The organism is Paracoccus sp. 22332 (assembly GCF_052045125.1).
GTDB lineage: Bacteria > Pseudomonadota > Alphaproteobacteria > Rhodobacterales > Rhodobacteraceae > Paracoccus > Paracoccus haematequi_A.
Window position 1 is genome coordinate 12,389 of the sequence record NZ_JBQEOI010000021.1, and the last position, 15,439, is coordinate 27,827.

Sequence of the window (15,439 nt, forward strand, 5' to 3'; positions counted from 1 at the left end):
TCTTGGAACAGGAGAAGACGCGATGACCACCCTGCGCGACGCCGCGATGCGATCGAAGGCTTGGCCGTTCGAGGAGGCGCGCCAGGTGCTGAAACGCTATGAAAAGAAGGATCCCGAAAAGGGCTATGTCCTGTTCGAGACGGGCTATGGCCCCTCGGGTCTGCCGCATATCGGCACCTTCGGGGAAGTCGCGCGGACCACGATGATCCGCCGCGCCTTCGAAATCATCAGCGACATCCCGACCCGGCTGTTCTGCTTTTCCGACGACATGGACGGGATGCGCAAGGTTCCCGAAAACGTCCCGAACCAGGACATGCTGCGCCAGCATCTGCAAGAGCCGCTGACGACGGTGCCCGATCCCTTCGGCGAATACGACAGCTTCGGCGGCCATAACAACGCCATGCTGCGCCGTTTCCTGGACACGTTCGGCTTCGAATACGAATTCATCAGCGCGACCGAGTTCTATAAATCCGGCCGCTTCGACGACACGCTGCGGCTTGCCGCCGAGCGTTACGACGCGATCATGGAGGTGATGCTGGCCAGCCTGCGCGAGGAACGCCAGCAGACCTACAGCTGTTTCCTGCCGATCAGCCCCAAGACCGGCAAGGTGCTGTATGTGCCGATCAAGCATGTCGATGCGAAGAACGGCACGATCACCTTCGACGACGAGGACGGGCAGGAACTGACCCTGCCGGTCACGGGCGGGCAGGTGAAGCTGCAATGGAAGCCCGATTTCGGCGCCCGCTGGGCCGCGCTGGACGTGGATTTCGAGATGTACGGCAAGGATCATTCCACCAACACGCCGATCTATGACGGCATCTGCGAGATCCTGGGCGGGCGCGCTCCTGCGCATTTCACCTATGAGCTGTTCCTGGATCAGCACGGCCAGAAGATCAGCAAGTCCAAGGGCAACGGGCTGTCCATCGACGAATGGCTGACCTATGCGGCGACCGAAAGCCTGTCCTATTTCATGTATCAGAAGCCCAAGACCGCCAAGCGGATGTATTTCGACGTGATCCCCAAGGCGGTCGATGAATATCACCAGCAGTTGCGCGCCTACCCGGATCAGACGGACGATCAGCAACTGGCGAACCCGGTCTGGCATATCCACGGCGGCGATGTGCCCGCCAGCGACATGGTGGTGCCGTTCCAGATGCTGCTGAACCTGGCATCCGTCGCGGGGGCCAAGGACAAGGACGGGCTGTGGGGCTTCATCCGCCGCTATGCGCCCGAGGCCAGCCCCGAGACGCATCCGGGGCTGGATCAGGCGGCGGGCTTTGCCGTGCGCTATTTCACCGATTTTGTGGCGCCCACCCGCCAGTTCCGCGCGCCGACCGAGATCGAGCGCCGCGCGATGGAGGATCTGGCGGGCCGTCTGGCCGCATGGGACCAGCCCGCCGACCCCGAGGCGCTGCAATCCATGGTCTTCGCCATCGGCAAGGATCATGGTTTCGAGCCGCTGCGCGACTGGTTCGGGGCGCTGTATCAGGTGCTTCTGGGCGCCGATCAGGGTCCGCGCTTCGGCGGCTTCATCGCGCTTTACGGCATCGATGAGACCCGCGCGTTGATCGAGAAGGCCTTGACCGGGGAATTGGCAGGGGCGTGACGATGGTGTTGCGCTGACTGGCGAAGGGGCGGCCTTCGCCAGCCAAAACCTTGCTCTAAAGCCGCCGCCGGGCGCGCAGTGCCGCGCTGATCGTGCCGTCGTCGAGGTAATCCAGTTCCCCGCCGATCGGCACGCCTTGCGCCAAGCCTGTCACCGCCGTTCCCGTGTCAGCCAAGGCGTCGGCGATGTAATGCGCGGTGGTCTGGCCGTCCACCGTGGCGTTCAGCGCCAGGATCACCTCGCGGATCTTCTCGCGGTCCACCCGGTCGATCAGGGACGGGATGCCCAGGTCGTCGGGGCCGATCTCATCCAGCGCCGACAGCGTGCCGCCCAGGACGTGATAGCGCCCGCCGAAGGCGCGGCCCCGCTCCATCGCCCACAGGTCGGCCACGTCCTGAACCACGCAGATCTCTCCGGTGGCGCGGGCGGGGTCGGTGCAGATCCCGCATTCGTCGCGGTCGGTGATATTGCCGCAGGTCACGCATTCGCGGGAATTGACGGCGACCCGTTCCAGCAGCCCGGCCAGTTGCGACATCTGCCCGCTGCGCTTGCGGATCAGGTGCAGCACGATCCGCCGGGCCGAGCGCGGCCCGAGCCCCGGCAACCGCGCCATCAGCGCGACAAGCGCCTGAATGTCGTCGCTGTCGCCCGTCATCTTCCGGCGGCCATTCAGAAGGGCAGCTTCATGTCGGCGGGCAGGCCCAGTTCCTGGCTGATGCGGGCCATTTCGGACTGCATCTTGTCCTGCGCCTTGCGCTGCGCGTCCTTGATGGCGGCCAGGATCAGATCCTCGACCACCTCTTTTTCAGAAGGCACGAAGATCGACGGGTCGATGTCCAGAGCCGTCAATTCGCCCTTGGCAGTGGCGGTCGCGCGGACCAGCCCCGCGCCGGATTCGCCGGTCACGGTGATGGTGTCCAGGTCGGCCTGCATCTTCTGCATCCGGTCCTGCATGTCCTTCGCGGCCTTCATCATCTTGGCCATGTCGCCAAAACCGCCCAAACCCTTGATCATCGCTTATTCCTCGTCCTCGAAGGGATCCCATTCCTCGACCTCGGCCACCGGGCCCTGGGTCAGGTCGTGCGGGTTCGCCGCGCCTTCCGCCAGTTCGACGGCTTCGGCCACGACGGGTGCGTGGCGCACCTGCTTCAGCCGGGCGCCCGGAAAGGCCGCCAGTACCTGCTGCACGATGGGCAGTTGCAGGGCGCGGGCCTCGCGTTCCCGCCGTTCGGCCGCATGCTGTTCGGCGATGGTCGGCGCGCCGCCCGTATTCGTGACGGTGACGGTCCAGCGTTGCCCGCCGGTCCAGCCGCGCAGCCGTTCGGCCAGTTTCTGCGCCAGATCGCGCGGGGCGTCCGCGCGCGGCTCGAACTCGATCCGTCCGGGGCTATAGCGGACCAGCCCGACATGGCGTTCCACCTGCACCAGCAGCAGCATGTCGCCCATCCGCCGGATCAGCTCCAGGACCGAGGCGAAGTCGGGATAGGCCGCGAAGGCGTCCGGGCTGACCGCCAGGGCCGTCGCGGCCCCCGAGGCCTGGGCGATCACCGGGGCGGGGCGGGACGCACGGGGCGCCTGCGAGGGCGCCGCCGGGGCGCCTGTCCGCGCGAAATCGCCCGCCGCCTGCGCCTGCTGGACGCGGCGGATCAGCGCCTCGGGGTCGGGCAGGTCGGCCACATGGGTCAGCCGGATCACCGCCATTTCGGCAGCCATCATCGCGTTGGGCGCGGCGGACACTTCTTCCAGGGCCTTCAGCAGCATCTGCCACAGCCGGGTCAGCACCCGCATCGCCAGCTTTCCGGCCAGTTCCTTGCCGCGCAGCCGTTCGTCCGGCGCGATGGTCGGATCATCGCCGGCGTCCGGCGTGATCTTCACGACCGAGATCCAATGCGTGATCTCGGCCAGGTCGCGCAGCACGGCCACCGGATCGGCGCCGTCGGCATATTGCGATTGCAGTTCGGTCAGGGCGGATGCCGCGTCGCCGCGCAGGATCATCTCGAACAGGTCGATGACGCGGCCCCGGTCGGCCAGTCCCAGCATGGCGCGGACCTGTTCCGCCGTGGTTTCCCCCGCGCCATGGCTGATCGCCTGATCCAGCAGGCTGGTCGCGTCGCGGGCCGATCCTTCCGCCGCGCGGGCGATCAGCGCCAGCGCGTCGTCGGTGATCTGCGCGCCTTCCGCCGTGGCAATGCGGCGCAGCAGGGCGATCATCACCTCGGGCTCGATCCGGCGCAGGTCGAAGCGCTGGCAGCGCGACAGGACGGTGACGGGAACCTTGCGGATTTCCGTGGTGGCAAAGATGAATTTCACATGGGGGGGCGGCTCCTCAAGCGTCTTCAGCAGCGCGTTGAAGGCGCTTGTGGACAGCATGTGAACTTCGTCGATGATATAGATCTTGTAGCGCGCCGAGGCCGCGCGATAGTGGACGGATTCGATGATCTCGCGGATGTCGCCCACGCCGGTGCGGGATGCCGCGTCCATTTCCAGCACGTCGACATGGCGGCCCTCGCTGATCGCCACGCAATGCTCGCAGACGCCGCAGGGTTCGGTCGTGGGGCCGCCCTGGCCGTCGGGGCCGATGCAGTTCATGCCCTTGGCGATGATCCGCGCCGTGGTGGTCTTGCCGGTGCCGCGAATGCCGGTCATCACGAAGGCTTGCGCGATCCTGTCGGCAGCAAAGGCGTTCTTCAGCGTGCGCACCATCGCGTCCTGGCCGACCAGGTCGGCAAAGGTCTCGGGCCGGTATTTGCGGGCCAAGACCTGATAGGTCGGCGCGGCGTTCTGGGGCATCGTGGGGTCCGTCAAAAGGTCATGGCGAACCTAGTCGCTGGCACCGGGCGCGACAAGGGCCGCCTATTCGGCAGGCTCGGGCACCGTGCCGCGGCGCATCTGGCGGAACTTCTCCCACGCCTCGTTGAGGCGGCGGGTGCGGGCCTCGGCCAGGCGCACGGCCTCGGGCGGAAGGCCGCGGGCGATGGCGCGGTCGGGATGGGCCTCGAGGATCAGCGCCCGGAACCGCTTGCGCGCCTCGGGCAGAGGGGTGTCCAGCGGAATGCCCAGAACGTCGCAGGGCGGGCAGCCGGTCGCGGCGTCGTGGCGCAGGCGGATCGCGGCCACGCGTTCGGCGGGCAGGCCGAAGATGCGGCCCACCTCGTCGATGAACAGGATCTCGTTCTCGTGCATGCCGCCATCGGCGACGGCGATGATGCACAACCCCTCGATCACGTCGGCCAGAACCGGATCGCCCGGCGGGAACATCGCGGCGATGCGCCGCGCCCAGGCGTCGAAGCCCGCCACATCCTGCCGCGCCAGGTCGAAGACGCGGGCGGCGTTCTTTTCCTCGGTCCGGGGGATGATGAAGACGCGGCGGAAGGCCGCGACCTCGGACCGGGCGACGGCGCCGTCGGATTTCGCCAGCTTGGCGCCAAGCGCGATCACCGCGATGGTGAAGGCCACGGATCGTTCGGGCGGAATCGCGGCGCGGCGCGCGCCCAGCATCGCGGCCAGGCGGTCGCCGATGCGCTGCCAGAAGCTGCGGGGCTTCGGCAGGCTGGGGCAGGGGGTGTCGGTCGCGCGCATGTCCATGAAACCACGTTACCCGCTTACGCCGCGCAAGGGTAGGGGCAGGGTGTCGCATCCCCCGTCTTAGCGCACCAGATCCTTGCCCATCAGCACCAGGTCGTGAAATGTGCCGAATTTCCACCCCGCGCAGGGGATCCGGCCCCATTCGGCATAGCCTGCCCGCGCATGGAACCGCAGCGATCCTTCGTTGGATGCGGTGATGCCGCCGATCAAAAGCCGGTGTCCGGCGGCGCGGGCGTGTTCTTCCAGCGCCGCAAGCAGCAGCCCGCCGATTCCGCCGCCGCGCGCCTCGGGCGCCAGATAGATCGTGTGTTCCATGCTGTGTGCATAGCCGCCGCCGTGGCGGAACTGGCCATAGGTCGCAAAGCCCCGCACGCCCGCCGCGTTCTCGACCACGATGAAGGGGTGGCCCGCCGCCTGACGGTCGCGGATCAGCGCGGAGATTTCGGACTCGCTGCGCTCGGTCGGCCAGAAGGTAATGGCGGTGTCGCGGACAATCGGGTTCCAGATCGCGGCGATGGCCGGCACGTCGCCGGGCCGGGCGGGGCGGATCACAAGGCGACCTCGCCGTCCGGGGTGGCGATCACGGCGGCGAAGGCCGCCCCCGGAACGATGCGCGGATCGTCCAGCGGCATCCGGTCCAGCGGCAGCGTCAGGCGGGTCAGGCGAAGACCCCGGTCGGGCAGGCGGTCAGAGGGATGGGCGCCGCCGCCCCAGTCGATCCGCATGGGCTGCGCCCCGTCCTGGGGCATCTGGCCCGCGTCCGGCAGGGTGATCTGCCAGCGAAGATCGCCCCGGCTGGCCTGGCTGACCGTCGTGCCGGGGATCGGCTGCAACGGGGATTGCCGCATGACCCAGCCCGCCAGGCGCGGCGGGCCGTCGAAGCCGTCCAGCCCGAACCAGCGGGGACGGGCGGGGTCAGGCGCGTCGGGGTCGACCGCGATCAGTTCCAGGTATTCGCCCGATCCCAGCGACAGCAGCAGGTTGTGGGTGCCCATCAGCGGATGCTTGCCTCCGGGTTCCGGGGCCACGCCCAGCCTGTCGGCCAGCCAGGCCGCGCCTTCGTCCAGCGACCGGGCGGCGATGGCGAGGTGATCGAAGCCCGGTATCCGCATCAGCCGCGATGCGCCCCGGCGGCCAGGTCGCGCACGAAATCCAGAACCTCGGGCACGGGGCGGCCTTCGCCGATCTTCTTGACGATGGCGCTGCCCACCACGCAGCCATCGGCGACGCCGGCGATCTGTTCGGCGGCATCCGCGGTCGAGATGCCGAAACCCACCACCACCGGCAGGTTCGCGGCGGCGCGGATCCGCGCGACCTCGGGCGCGACTTCGGCGGCATTGGCGGCGGGGCCGCCGGTAATGCCCGTGACGCTGACATAATAGACGAAGCCCGAGGTGTTCCTGACCACCGCAGGCAGGCGGCGGTCGTCGGTCGTAGGCGTGGCGAGGCGGATGAAGTTCAGCCCGGCGCGGTTGGCGGGGATGCACAGTTCCTCGTCCTCCTCGGGCGGCAGGTCGACGACGATCAGGCCGTCGACGCCCGCCTCCTTGGCCTCGGCCAGGAAGGCCTCGACGCCGCCGCGCCGGGCATAGATCGGGTTGTAATACCCCATCAGCACCACCGGGGTCGTGTCGTCGGACTTGCGGAATTCTCGCAGGATTTCCAGCGTCCGCGTGACGCTGCCGCCTGCGGCCAAGGCGCGCTGGCCTGCGGCCTGGATCGTCGGGCCGTCGGCCATCGGATCGGTGAAGGGCATCCCCAGTTCGATGATGTCCACCCCGGCGCCGGGCAAGCCGCGCATGATCTGCAACGTCGTGTCATGATCGGGGTCCGAGGCCATGATATAGGTCACGAAGGCCTTGCGCCCCTGAGCTTGCAACCGCTGAAAGGTATCGTCGATCCGGGTCATGGCCATTCCTTGTGCGAACCGGGCCTTGTCTGTCCCAGTTCGCCTGCGGGATCAAGTGGCCTGCCCCCGTCTGGCGCCCGATCAGCCGTCAAGCCGCCATGGCGGCCACTTCGCAGACGGCGCGTCGAAGATAGCCCGCGAACTCGGCCGCTTCGCGCCGGGCTGGGCCGTCGGCGACATAGACGTTCAGCCATGTCGGCGGCAGGGGCGGCAGGGCGCCGCCATGGTCCACCGGCTCCAGCCCCGCCTGGGCGATTCCGCGGGGCAGGATGGTGATGCCCAGATCGGCCGCCGCGCTGACCCGCCAGGTGTCGCTGCCGCCGTCCGCCACCGCCTGCACCCATTCGATGCCCGCCCGGTCCAGCGCCGTCAGTCCCACCGGATAGTATGCGCAATGCGGCGAATTCGCCAAGGGCAGGGGGCGCTGCGTCCAGGCCGTGCCGCCGACCGCCCCGAACCAGGCCAGATCGACCTTGGACAGGTGGATCGCGCCGGGCGGGGTCTCGAATTCCGTGGTCAGGATCACGTCATGTTCGCCGCGCTTCATCTGCTGGCGCAGATCCTTGCTGCGGCCGTCGTTGATGATCAGCTCGATCCGCGGATTGGCCTGCCGGAAGGCGCGCACGGCCTGGGCGACCTTGGTGAACAGCCAGTCGCTGGTCAGCCCGACCCGCAGCCGCGCCTCGGGCCGCTGGCCGGTGAAGCGGGACAGGATGGCGTCGTTCAGCGCCACCAGCTTGCGCGCCTCGATCAGCAGTTCCGTGGCGAAATCGGTCAGCACCACCCCGCGCCCCTGCTTTTGCAGCATCGCCTCGCCGAACAGGTCGTCCAGGCGCTTGATCTGCATGGACAATGCGCTTTGCGTCATGTTGAGCGATTCGGCCGCCCGCGTGACGGCGCCGTATTCGGCCACCGCTTGGAGCGAGCGCAGCGTGGCGATATCGAGATTGCGCATCGTTCGATTTCCCTGATGCAAGCGATCAAAAACATTCGTTTCAAAGATACGAAAGAGCGCGCTATTGATCAATCACGGAAACTTAAAAGTCCTCTTGCATCATATCCGTTGATGCAATCCATCACCGGAGACGAACGATGTCCATCAAGACAGCCGCTTCGCTTCCCCTTGTTGCCGGGCACGGCCTTTCACCGCGTCCGTCACTGGGCAAGCGTATCATGACCATGCTGGCCCTGCGTCGGTCGCGCCTGGATCTCGCCCATCTCAGCGATGATCAGTTGCGCGACATCGGACTGACCCGCGATCAGGTCGCGGCCGAGATCGCCCGCCCCATCTGGGACGTGCCTGCCAATTGGCGTCGCTGATCCTACCCCATCGCGATTGCCACACTGCCGCGCCGCCCCTGCCGGGCCGGCGCGGTTTTTTCCTGTCCCGCCGCCGTCAGGACGCCGGGTCGTCGGTCATGATCGGCGGGCCGAAGCGTTCCACCATCCGCGCCTGGATCTGGTCGCGGGTCTGGCGATAGGCGGCCAGCTTCGCCTCGCGCCCCTCGGCCAGGCCGGTCGGGTCCATGATCGGCCAGTATTCCACGTCCAGGTGGAAGACGCGGGTCAGTTCCAGGGCCTGACGCTGGCTGGCGGGCGACAGCGCCACGATCAGGTCGAACCCGCCCAGGTCGTCGCCCCAGTCCTTCATTTCGTCAAACGAGCGGCTGCGGTGGTTTTCGATCCTGACGCCGATCTCGTCGCAGACGGCGATGGCGAAGCCGTCCACCTCCATGTCGTTCTTGACGCCCGCCGACTGGACATAGGCTGCGCGTCCATAGAACTTTTTCATCATTCCTTCGGCAATGGGCGAGCGAATGGAATTATGGTCGCAACAGAACAGGACCGACGCTGGGATCGTGTTCTGCGCCATCGTCAGCCTTGCGGCACTAGGGCGCAGATCAGGGTGAACAGCCGCCGGGCAGTGTCGATGTCCAGTTCGGCCTTGCCCTCCAGCCGTTCCTGCAAGGTGCGCGCGCCTTCGTTGTGGATGCCGCGCCGGGCCATGTCGATCGCCTCGATCTGGGCGGGGGGCAGGCGCTTCACCGCGTCGAAATAGCTTTGGCAGATCTGGAAGTAGTCCTTGACCACCTGGCGGAACGGGCCAAGCGACAGGTGGAATTCGGCCACCTTGTCGCCCTGTTCGGCCGTCACGTCGAAGACCAGGCGGCGTTCGCGGATGCACAGATCCACCCGGAACGGGCCTTGCGGCGCGGGCTGGCCGTCGCGGCCGGGAACGGCGAAGCTGTTGTCCTCGATCAGGTCGAAGATGGCGACGCGGCGCTCCTGCTCCATTTCCGGGGTGGCGGGGGGGGCCTGGGAATCGTCGATCTGAATATGGATGATCCGGGTCATTCGGGCGCCCTTTCGTTCAGCCGTTCCAGGCGCACGCGGATGGATTCGCCATGGGCCTGCAAGCCCTCGGCGGCAGCCAGCCGCATGGCCGCGTGGCCGACCGCGTTCAGCGCGCCGGGCGTCAGCCGCGCCATCGTCGTGCGCTTCAGGAAATCCATCACCGACAGCCCCGATGAAAACCGGGCCGATCGCGCGGTTGGCAGGACGTGGTTCGGGCCGCTGATGTAATCGCCCACCGCCTCGGGCGTGTGCGGCCCCAGGAAGATCGCGCCCGCATGAACGCATTTCGCGGCCAGCCCTTCGGGATCGTCCACGCACAGTTCCAGATGTTCGGGAGCGATGCGATTCGACAGGGCGGCGGCCTCGTCCAGGTCGCGCACGATGATGATGGTGCCGTAATCGCGCCAGCTTGCCCCGGCGATCCGGGCGCGGGGCAGGGTGGGCAGGATCCGGTCCACCGCGCCCGCGACCGCATGGCCCAGGGCGGGATCGGTGGTGATCAGGATCGATTGCGCGTCGGCATCATGTTCGGCCTGGGCCAGCAGGTCGAGCGCCAGCCAGTCGGGGTGCTGGTCGCCTTCGGCGATCACCAGAACCTCGGACGGGCCGGCGATCATGTCGATGCCCACGCGGCCGAAGACCTGCCGCTTGGCCGCCGCGACATAGGCGTTGCCGGGGCCGGTGATCTTGTCCACCGGCGCGATGCTGTCCGTGCCATAGGCCAGCGCGGCAATCGCCTGCGCGCCGCCGATGCGATAGATCTCGGCCACGCCGGACAGTTGCGCGGCCAGCAGGACCAGCGGGTTGATATGGCCGTCGGGGGTTGGCACGCAGATGACCAGACGTTCCACCCCGGCCACTCGCGCCGGGATGGCGTTCATCAGCACCGACGACGGATAGGCCGCCTGTCCTCCCGGCACATAGAGGCCCGCGGCCGATACCGGCGTCCAGCGCCAGCCCAGGGTCGCGCCTTCGGGATCGGTCCAGCTTGCATCCTCGGGCATCTGCCGGGCGTGATAGGCGCGGATGCGTTCGGCGGCCAGAGTCAGGGCGGCGCGATCCTCGGGGGCGACACGATGGATCTCGGCCGCGATCTCCTCGGGCGAGAAGCGCAGCCGGTCGGGGGTCAGGTCCAGCCGGTCGAAGCGGCGGGTCAGGTCGCACAGGGCCGCGTCGCCGCGTCGCCGCACATCCCCGATGATCGCGGCTACGGCGTCGTTCACATCGGTCGAATCCTCGCGCTTGGCCGACAGCATGTCGCCAAAGCGCGATTCGAAATCGGCGTCGGATGTGTTCAACGTGACCGGCATGATCTGTCCCCTGCAATCACGTCTTGTTAGCCGCAAGTCGCGCCCGCCTTCAAGCGGGCCGCGCCTGCCCGTTCAGTCAGGATGGACCGGCGCCTTGCCCGAGACCGCGCGATAGGGGCGGGTCACGTCGCGCAGTTCGACATTGATGCATTCCACCTCGGTCGCCAGGGTGCCGTCGCCCGCGAATTCCAGCAGCAGCCGCCCGGTCCCGTCCTGGCCAGGCTGCCAGACCATCGCCAGCAGTTCCAGGACCGTGTCGCCGTCGCGGCTGATCCCGTCCGACAGCACGCGCTGCACGTCGCGGATCAGCAGGACCGACCGCACCCGTTCGTAATCGCGGCCCTCGGCGGCCGCCTGATCCGCGTCTTCCCAGCGGAACCTGTTCAGCAGCAGCGCCAGCGACCGCCCCCTCCGGTCATAGGACATTTCCGCGGCCGGCAGCACCGCGTCCTGCAACAGCGCCGACAGAATGCGCAGATCCTGTTCATCCTCGGCCATGAGCGCCAAGGGCGCGGGATCGGCATCGGCGAACCGGGCGTCGGCAATCCGGGAATCGGCGGGCATGGCTTACTCCTCTTTCACGCGTTCGATATGGGCGCCGACGCCGCGCAGCTTGCGGACCACATGCTCATAGCCGCGATCCAGGTGATAGACGCGGCTGACGGTGGTCTGCCCCTCGGCCGCAAGGCCCGCCAGGATCAGGCTGACGGACGCGCGCAGGTCGGTCGCCATGACCGGAGCGCCGCGCAGCCGTTCGACGCCGGTGACGGTGGCATGGCCGCCGTGAACCTCGATCCGGGCGCCCATTCGGGTCAGTTCCGGCGCGTGCATGAAGCGGTTCTCGAAGATCGTCTCCTCCAGCACGCTGGTGCCTTCGGCCACGCACATCAGGGCCATGAACTGGGCTTGCAGGTCGGTCGGGAAGCCGGGGAACGGCTCGGTCGTGACATTGACGGCGCGGATGCCGTTGCGGCGGCTGACCTTCAGCCCGCGCGCCGTTTCGGTGACGCTGATCCCCGCCTCGTCCAGCTTGTCGCAAAAGGCCGACAAAAGCTCGATCCGGCCCCCCAGGCACTCGACTTCGCCGCCGCAGAGGGCGGGCGCCAGCATATAGGTGCCCAGTTCGATCCGGTCGGTGACGACGGGATGGGTCGCGCCGTGCAGGGCGTCGACGCCCTGGATGGTGATGGTGCCCGTGCCCTCGCCCTCGATCTGGGCGCCCATGGCGCGCAGGCAGCGGGCCAGATCGACGATCTCGGGCTCGCGCGCGGCGTTGTTCAGGACCGTGGTGCCGCGCGCCAGGGTCGCGGCCATCAGCGCGTTTTCCGTCGCGCCGACCGAGACCAAGGGGAAATCCACGGTCGCGCCCCGCAGCCCGCCCGAGGGCGCCTTGGCATGGACATAGCCGTCGCGCAGATCCAGTTCCGCGCCCATCGCCTCGAACGCCTTCAGGTGCAGGTCCACCGGCCGCGCGCCGATGGCGCAGCCGCCGGGCAGCGAGACCTCGGCCCGGCCGTCCCGCGCCAGCATCGGCCCCAGCACCAGGATCGAGGCGCGCATCTTGCGCACGATGTCGTAATCCGCGCGGTGGCTGGTCAGGGCATGGCTGGACAGCGCCAGAACCTGGCCGTCCTGGAGGCTGGCGACCTCGGCCCCAAGGCTTTGTAGCAGGGCGGTCATGGTGCGGATGTCCGACAGGCGCGGCGCATTGGTCAGCGTCAGCGGCTGGTCGGTCAGCAGCGTGGCGGGCATCAGCGTCAGGCAGGCGTTCTTGGCGCCCGCGATGGGGATTTCCCCCGAAAGCGGGCCGTTCCCGCGAACGATGATCTGGTCCATCTAAGCGCCGTCCTTGCCTGTGTCGCTGTCCTGCCGCCCGCCGTCGTCCTGCGCCGCGCGCGCACGCGCCTGCGCCTTGCGCCGTTGCAGGTTGGCCCGCAGGGCGGCGCGCAGCCGATCCTCGCGGCTGTCCTGTTTCTTTTTGTCGTCCGGGCGGTCCTTCATCCGAAACCTGTTACCGCCCGTCGCGCTAACAGTCCAGCAAAGCCCGCACCGACGGGCCGCCCGATTTTTCCGCCGATCCCCCCTTGCGTCACGCATCCGCTTTGTCTAAACGCCCCTTCACGGCGCTGCGGTAGCTCAGTGGTAGAGCACACCCTTGGTAAGGGTGAGGTCGAGAGTTCAATCCTCTCTCGCAGCACCAGAAACTCATCAAAGATCAAATACTTGCTTGATCCGTTGCGGATCGCCGAAAGCCTCGATGCAGAATTTTGCGCGAACAGATCGCCAGTTTTCCGAGCCTGTTCGTACAAATCCCGTACAGTCGTTCCACGCACGTTCGCCATCGAATCGCGGAGGATGACGCCATGACCGGACTGGAGCTCTCCTTGCTCATCACCGCCACGGGCGGGCTGCTCATCGGCGGGGTTGCCTACTGGATCGCCATGCGGCCGAACAAAGAGCATCGGAACCCGGCGGAGTAATGGAAAGCCCCGGCCTCTCGACCCGGGCTTCGCGCCACGCCCGCAAGGAACGAAGGCTGCGCGCTGTCGGTGTTATCGTGAGCGGGGCACTACCGACTAACCCCCGCCGAGTTTCCTCGGCATGGAAATCCAGAGAAGCTTGCCACCGGTGGGCAAGGCGGGCCAGCAGCGATCCGACCTTTTGTGACCGCTGCCGCAAACCAATTTTGCAATCACGCAGCCCAAACGGTCATGCGATCAGTCCAGCTTCTGCATGGTGAATCTCAAAACAGCACCAGGGGCTGATGGTGACGTTGCCTGGCCCTCAATTGACCCATTAGGCAGCACCTTGCCATGGGCGGCTAAGGATGCGTTTTCGACGCCAAAAACGGAAGTTATCCCCGGAACATGTAGATGGGTCACAAAGTCCAGTGTTGCACTGAAGTTATCCTGTGCGGCTTGGTAGCGGCCAATGTAGTACATCATGGAGTCGCCGCCTTTAAGGCTGCCCCCCTGAAGTATGACGACGCCGCCTCCGGCGCCAAGCTCAGTCTCGAACTTAACAGTGTAAAAACCATCCAACATCTGAAGTTTACTCCTCTTCCAGATAGTAAAGGATATTGGGACGCTTTCTTGCGGCGTCGACCTGCCTTGTTCGTCAGGTTCTCTGGGAGCAGGCCTTCGATCTTTGGGAGAGTGGACCTGCCAGATGGTCGCGGCGGACCATGCGAAGGACTGGTCGCGGTATAGCGGCGGGGCCTATGCGGGGTGCTGACTTCTACACGCTAGCATCGACACAAAGCATCCCAAGTCGCATTTCGATCGGTTTCCTCAAGGGTGGCATAAGATGGCCAACTCCGCGCATCCCATCAACGGTGTAGCCATTCTGAACCAGAAAATCTGCGATCTGGTAGGCAATCTGCTCCGACCTTCTTGTGCTGACATAAGCTAATCTGATCACTTCTGTCTTGTCCAGGGTCAGGAGAGATCGCAGCACCTCGGGTGTGAGTTGGAACTCCTGTTTGCCGTAGTTATTCACCGGCCCGATGTGGCCGTTGTTGGTGCCATAGTTATTGAAGTTATCGCCGGTCATCGATCTATCTTCCCTCTTACGTGATTTCCGCCCTTTTAGCGTCGCGAGCCATTGCCAAGCTAAGACCATCAAGCAAGCAAGTGCGGCTAGCACTCCACTCCAGAACACAGGATTTTCGTAGTCTTTAAATACGGTCGGTGCTACCGATGCGGATATGCCAACAGCGCTGCTGAGGATCAGACCCACGATTGCGGATGATTGATTCGACATTTGACCTGACCCGAAGTTCATATTGCGATCAGAGCTTCACATACAGATGTCCGCAAGATCCCCGGTAAGGACGATGGCAGTCAGGGCCAGCCATAAGGCTCATGCCCCCATCGATCCGAGGCAGCAGCTTTGACCTGGGCAAGCGCGGCTTCCATCGTCTCGGTCCATCCGTTCCGCGCTGGCATGGTGATGACGGACCATCGCCAATGCGGGCGCCCTACGCCTTGGCTGCGGTCCCAGATCACCCGGCCGACGACATAACCGTCGCGCAGGATGACCCAATCCTTGTCCCCATCCCTGTCGTCGGGGAAGGCGAGTTTACGGGTCCATTTAGGCTTCGACATTAGATCATTCGAATATCGCCAATATAGGGCCGATATTTATCGGCTCCCCCATCCATCGCGTTACCACAATAGCGTTCTGCCGAATGTCCCCGATCTGGATTGCACCATCGCCTATATGCTGAATAGCCTTGCCGTTAATCGCCCAGACCACGCCAGTATTACCCTCGGACGGCGCAACCATATAAAGGCCGCCAATCGAACTGTCACCTCCAACTGCGGCGCAGAAGGCCCATGTCCTTTCCGGCTCGCCGCCATCCTCCACCCTGCAGCGCACCGGATCGTAGATGCCGCGATCGAGATAGAAGAGCTCTAACGCATCCCGTACCTGGCGCTTCTCACCCCTTCCAACCGGCTCGGCCGCAGCCGGATGCGCCATCATCAGGATGGTCGCGAGCGTTCCCATGCAGACCCGGTTCATCATCTTGTTCCCTGTTCGGTCCAAAGTGTGACATGCGTGACATGGACGTGACACGCGATCAATGTCACTTTTCGCGTGACATAGGACCGTTTCCTATAATCGTTGTATTTCAACGGTCGCACGGTTCAGAAGTGACAATGTCACTCCAAT

General features: G+C 66.0%; 20 protein-coding genes and 1 tRNA gene. 3 read left to right on the forward strand and 18 right to left on the reverse strand.

The genetic code is table 11. The annotated features are described in order from the left end of the window. Positions 1-22 precede the first annotated feature (22 nt). A complete protein-coding gene (locus ACTJI6_RS16745; protein WP_440802247.1) occupies positions 23-1,606 on the forward strand; it encodes a lysine--tRNA ligase in 1,584 nt (527 codons plus the stop codon). Positions 1,607-1,661: 55 nt separating this feature from the next. On the opposite strand, the gene recR is transcribed toward ACTJI6_RS16745, so the two are convergent. The 8 genes from recR to ACTJI6_RS16785 all read right to left on the reverse strand — a co-directional run bounded on the left by recR (position 1,662) and on the right by ACTJI6_RS16785 (position 8,055). Further along, the gene (recR, locus tag ACTJI6_RS16750) at positions 1,662-2,261 is read right to left on the reverse strand and encodes a recombination mediator RecR (protein WP_440802249.1); all 600 of its coding nucleotides are present in this window, start codon (positions 2,259-2,261) and stop codon (positions 1,662-1,664) included. Between the two features lie 14 nt (positions 2,262-2,275). Then, positions 2,276-2,620 carry a YbaB/EbfC family nucleoid-associated protein gene (locus ACTJI6_RS16755; RefSeq protein ID WP_126154976.1) on the reverse strand — a complete coding sequence of 115 codons (345 nt, stop codon included), beginning with the start codon at positions 2,618-2,620 and terminating at the stop codon, positions 2,276-2,278. Positions 2,621-2,623: 3 nt separating this feature from the next. Further along, the gene (locus tag ACTJI6_RS16760; protein WP_440802252.1) at positions 2,624-4,396 is read right to left on the reverse strand and encodes a DNA polymerase III subunit gamma/tau; all 1,773 of its coding nucleotides are present in this window, start codon (positions 4,394-4,396) and stop codon (positions 2,624-2,626) included. A gap of 63 nt (positions 4,397-4,459) precedes the next feature. Continuing rightward, positions 4,460-5,191, reverse strand: a complete 732-nt coding sequence (locus tag ACTJI6_RS16765) for a TerB family tellurite resistance protein (RefSeq protein WP_440802254.1) — start codon at positions 5,189-5,191, stop codon at positions 4,460-4,462. 60 nt (positions 5,192-5,251) lie between these two features. Then, entirely contained in the window at positions 5,252-5,743 is a 492-nt protein-coding gene (locus ACTJI6_RS16770) for an N-acetyltransferase family protein (RefSeq protein WP_440802255.1), read from the reverse strand. Beyond that, complete coding sequence (locus ACTJI6_RS16775) at positions 5,740-6,303, reverse strand: VOC family protein (RefSeq protein ID WP_440802257.1); 564 nt, start codon at positions 6,301-6,303, stop codon at positions 5,740-5,742. Before ACTJI6_RS16775 ends, ACTJI6_RS16770 begins: the two co-directional genes overlap by 4 nt. Next, positions 6,303-7,100 (reverse strand): tryptophan synthase subunit alpha, encoded by a 798-nt coding sequence (trpA, locus tag ACTJI6_RS16780; protein ID WP_440802259.1) that lies wholly within the window; start codon positions 7,098-7,100, stop codon positions 6,303-6,305. Before trpA ends, ACTJI6_RS16775 begins: the two co-directional genes overlap by 1 nt. 88 nt (positions 7,101-7,188) lie before the next feature. After that, on the reverse strand, positions 7,189-8,055 hold the full coding sequence (locus tag ACTJI6_RS16785; RefSeq protein WP_126154982.1) for a LysR family transcriptional regulator: 867 nt from the start codon (positions 8,053-8,055) through the stop codon (positions 7,189-7,191). A gap of 218 nt (positions 8,056-8,273) precedes the next feature. On the opposite strand from ACTJI6_RS16785, the gene ACTJI6_RS16790 reads away from it, so the two are divergent. Next, a complete protein-coding gene (locus ACTJI6_RS16790; protein ID WP_440802262.1) occupies positions 8,274-8,420 on the forward strand; it encodes a DUF1127 domain-containing protein in 147 nt (48 codons plus the stop codon). 76 nt (positions 8,421-8,496) lie between these two features. Here ACTJI6_RS16790 and ACTJI6_RS16795 read toward each other — a convergent pair whose 3' ends face one another. The 6 genes from ACTJI6_RS16795 to ACTJI6_RS16820 form a co-directional block, all read right to left on the reverse strand. Next, positions 8,497-8,973: an arsenate-mycothiol transferase ArsC gene (locus ACTJI6_RS16795; protein ID WP_440802264.1), complete on the reverse strand. Its 477-nt coding sequence runs from the start codon at positions 8,971-8,973 to the stop codon at positions 8,497-8,499. Between the two features lie 2 nt (positions 8,974-8,975). Continuing rightward, on the reverse strand, positions 8,976-9,455 hold the full coding sequence (locus tag ACTJI6_RS16800) for a UPF0262 family protein (RefSeq protein ID WP_126154984.1): 480 nt from the start codon (positions 9,453-9,455) through the stop codon (positions 8,976-8,978). Then, on the reverse strand, positions 9,452-10,765 hold the full coding sequence (gene hisD / locus ACTJI6_RS16805) for a histidinol dehydrogenase (RefSeq protein ID WP_126154985.1): 1,314 nt from the start codon (positions 10,763-10,765) through the stop codon (positions 9,452-9,454). Before hisD ends, ACTJI6_RS16800 begins: the two co-directional genes overlap by 4 nt. Positions 10,766-10,837: 72 nt before the next feature. After that, a complete protein-coding gene (locus ACTJI6_RS16810; RefSeq protein ID WP_241232802.1) occupies positions 10,838-11,329 on the reverse strand; it encodes a DUF2948 family protein in 492 nt (163 codons plus the stop codon). Positions 11,330-11,332: 3 nt separating this feature from the next. Then, entirely contained in the window at positions 11,333-12,601 is a 1,269-nt protein-coding gene (gene murA / locus ACTJI6_RS16815) for a UDP-N-acetylglucosamine 1-carboxyvinyltransferase (protein ID WP_440802267.1), read from the reverse strand. Continuing rightward, on the reverse strand, positions 12,602-12,766 hold the full coding sequence (locus tag ACTJI6_RS16820; protein WP_440802269.1) for a hypothetical protein: 165 nt from the start codon (positions 12,764-12,766) through the stop codon (positions 12,602-12,604). Between the two features lie 124 nt (positions 12,767-12,890). Here ACTJI6_RS16820 and ACTJI6_RS16825 point away from each other — a divergent pair. Continuing rightward, positions 12,891-12,965, forward strand: a tRNA-Thr gene (locus ACTJI6_RS16825). A 517-nt stretch (positions 12,966-13,482) separates the two neighbouring features. Here ACTJI6_RS16825 and ACTJI6_RS16830 read toward each other — a convergent pair. From ACTJI6_RS16830 to ACTJI6_RS16845, 4 genes are all read right to left on the reverse strand, one after another. Further along, positions 13,483-13,809, reverse strand: a complete 327-nt coding sequence (locus ACTJI6_RS16830; protein WP_440802270.1) for a GrlR family regulatory protein — start codon at positions 13,807-13,809, stop codon at positions 13,483-13,485. 193 nt (positions 13,810-14,002) lie between these two features. Further along, positions 14,003-14,317 (reverse strand): hypothetical protein, encoded by a 315-nt coding sequence (locus ACTJI6_RS16835; protein WP_440802272.1) that lies wholly within the window; start codon positions 14,315-14,317, stop codon positions 14,003-14,005. A gap of 290 nt (positions 14,318-14,607) precedes the next feature. Continuing rightward, on the reverse strand, positions 14,608-14,871 hold the full coding sequence (locus tag ACTJI6_RS16840; protein ID WP_440802273.1) for a hypothetical protein: 264 nt from the start codon (positions 14,869-14,871) through the stop codon (positions 14,608-14,610). A 4-nt stretch (positions 14,872-14,875) separates the two neighbouring features. Beyond that, positions 14,876-15,292 carry a hypothetical protein gene (locus tag ACTJI6_RS16845; protein ID WP_440802275.1) on the reverse strand — a complete coding sequence of 139 codons (417 nt, stop codon included), beginning with the start codon at positions 15,290-15,292 and terminating at the stop codon, positions 14,876-14,878. Positions 15,293-15,439: the final 147 nt, after the last annotated feature.

What these genes read in the sequence shown, in the direction of transcription:
- ACTJI6_RS16835 (WP_440802272.1), bottom strand. Translation starts at nt 14,317, where the DNA reads ATGACCGGCGATAACTTCAATAACTATGGCACCAACAACGGCCACATC.
- ACTJI6_RS16765 (WP_440802254.1), bottom strand. Translation starts at nt 5,191, where the DNA reads ATGGACATGCGCGCGACCGACACCCCCTGCCCCAGCCTGCCGAAGCCC.
- ACTJI6_RS16840 (WP_440802273.1), bottom strand. Translation starts at nt 14,871, where the DNA reads ATGTCGAAGCCTAAATGGACCCGTAAACTCGCCTTCCCCGACGACAGG.
- ACTJI6_RS16795 (WP_440802264.1), bottom strand. Translation starts at nt 8,973, where the DNA reads ATGGCGCAGAACACGATCCCAGCGTCGGTCCTGTTCTGTTGCGACCAT.
- ACTJI6_RS16785 (WP_126154982.1), bottom strand. Translation starts at nt 8,055, where the DNA reads ATGCGCAATCTCGATATCGCCACGCTGCGCTCGCTCCAAGCGGTGGCC.
- ACTJI6_RS16820 (WP_440802269.1), bottom strand. Translation starts at nt 12,766, where the DNA reads ATGAAGGACCGCCCGGACGACAAAAAGAAACAGGACAGCCGCGAGGAT.
- trpA (WP_440802259.1), bottom strand. Translation starts at nt 7,100, where the DNA reads ATGACCCGGATCGACGATACCTTTCAGCGGTTGCAAGCTCAGGGGCGC.
- ACTJI6_RS16775 (WP_440802257.1), bottom strand. Translation starts at nt 6,303, where the DNA reads ATGCGGATACCGGGCTTCGATCACCTCGCCATCGCCGCCCGGTCGCTG.
- ACTJI6_RS16790 (WP_440802262.1), top strand. Translation starts at nt 8,274, where the DNA reads ATGACCATGCTGGCCCTGCGTCGGTCGCGCCTGGATCTCGCCCATCTC.
- hisD (WP_126154985.1), bottom strand. Translation starts at nt 10,765, where the DNA reads ATGCCGGTCACGTTGAACACATCCGACGCCGATTTCGAATCGCGCTTT.
- murA (WP_440802267.1), bottom strand. Translation starts at nt 12,601, where the DNA reads ATGGACCAGATCATCGTTCGCGGGAACGGCCCGCTTTCGGGGGAAATC.
- ACTJI6_RS16810 (WP_241232802.1), bottom strand. Translation starts at nt 11,329, where the DNA reads ATGCCCGCCGATTCCCGGATTGCCGACGCCCGGTTCGCCGATGCCGAT.
- ACTJI6_RS16745 (WP_440802247.1), top strand. Translation starts at nt 23, where the DNA reads ATGACCACCCTGCGCGACGCCGCGATGCGATCGAAGGCTTGGCCGTTC.
- ACTJI6_RS16755 (WP_126154976.1), bottom strand. Translation starts at nt 2,620, where the DNA reads ATGATCAAGGGTTTGGGCGGTTTTGGCGACATGGCCAAGATGATGAAG.
- ACTJI6_RS16845 (WP_440802275.1), bottom strand. Translation starts at nt 15,292, where the DNA reads ATGATGAACCGGGTCTGCATGGGAACGCTCGCGACCATCCTGATGATG.
- ACTJI6_RS16760 (WP_440802252.1), bottom strand. Translation starts at nt 4,396, where the DNA reads ATGCCCCAGAACGCCGCGCCGACCTATCAGGTCTTGGCCCGCAAATAC.
- ACTJI6_RS16830 (WP_440802270.1), bottom strand. Translation starts at nt 13,809, where the DNA reads ATGTTGGATGGTTTTTACACTGTTAAGTTCGAGACTGAGCTTGGCGCC.
- ACTJI6_RS16800 (WP_126154984.1), bottom strand. Translation starts at nt 9,455, where the DNA reads ATGACCCGGATCATCCATATTCAGATCGACGATTCCCAGGCCCCCCCC.
- recR (WP_440802249.1), bottom strand. Translation starts at nt 2,261, where the DNA reads ATGACGGGCGACAGCGACGACATTCAGGCGCTTGTCGCGCTGATGGCG.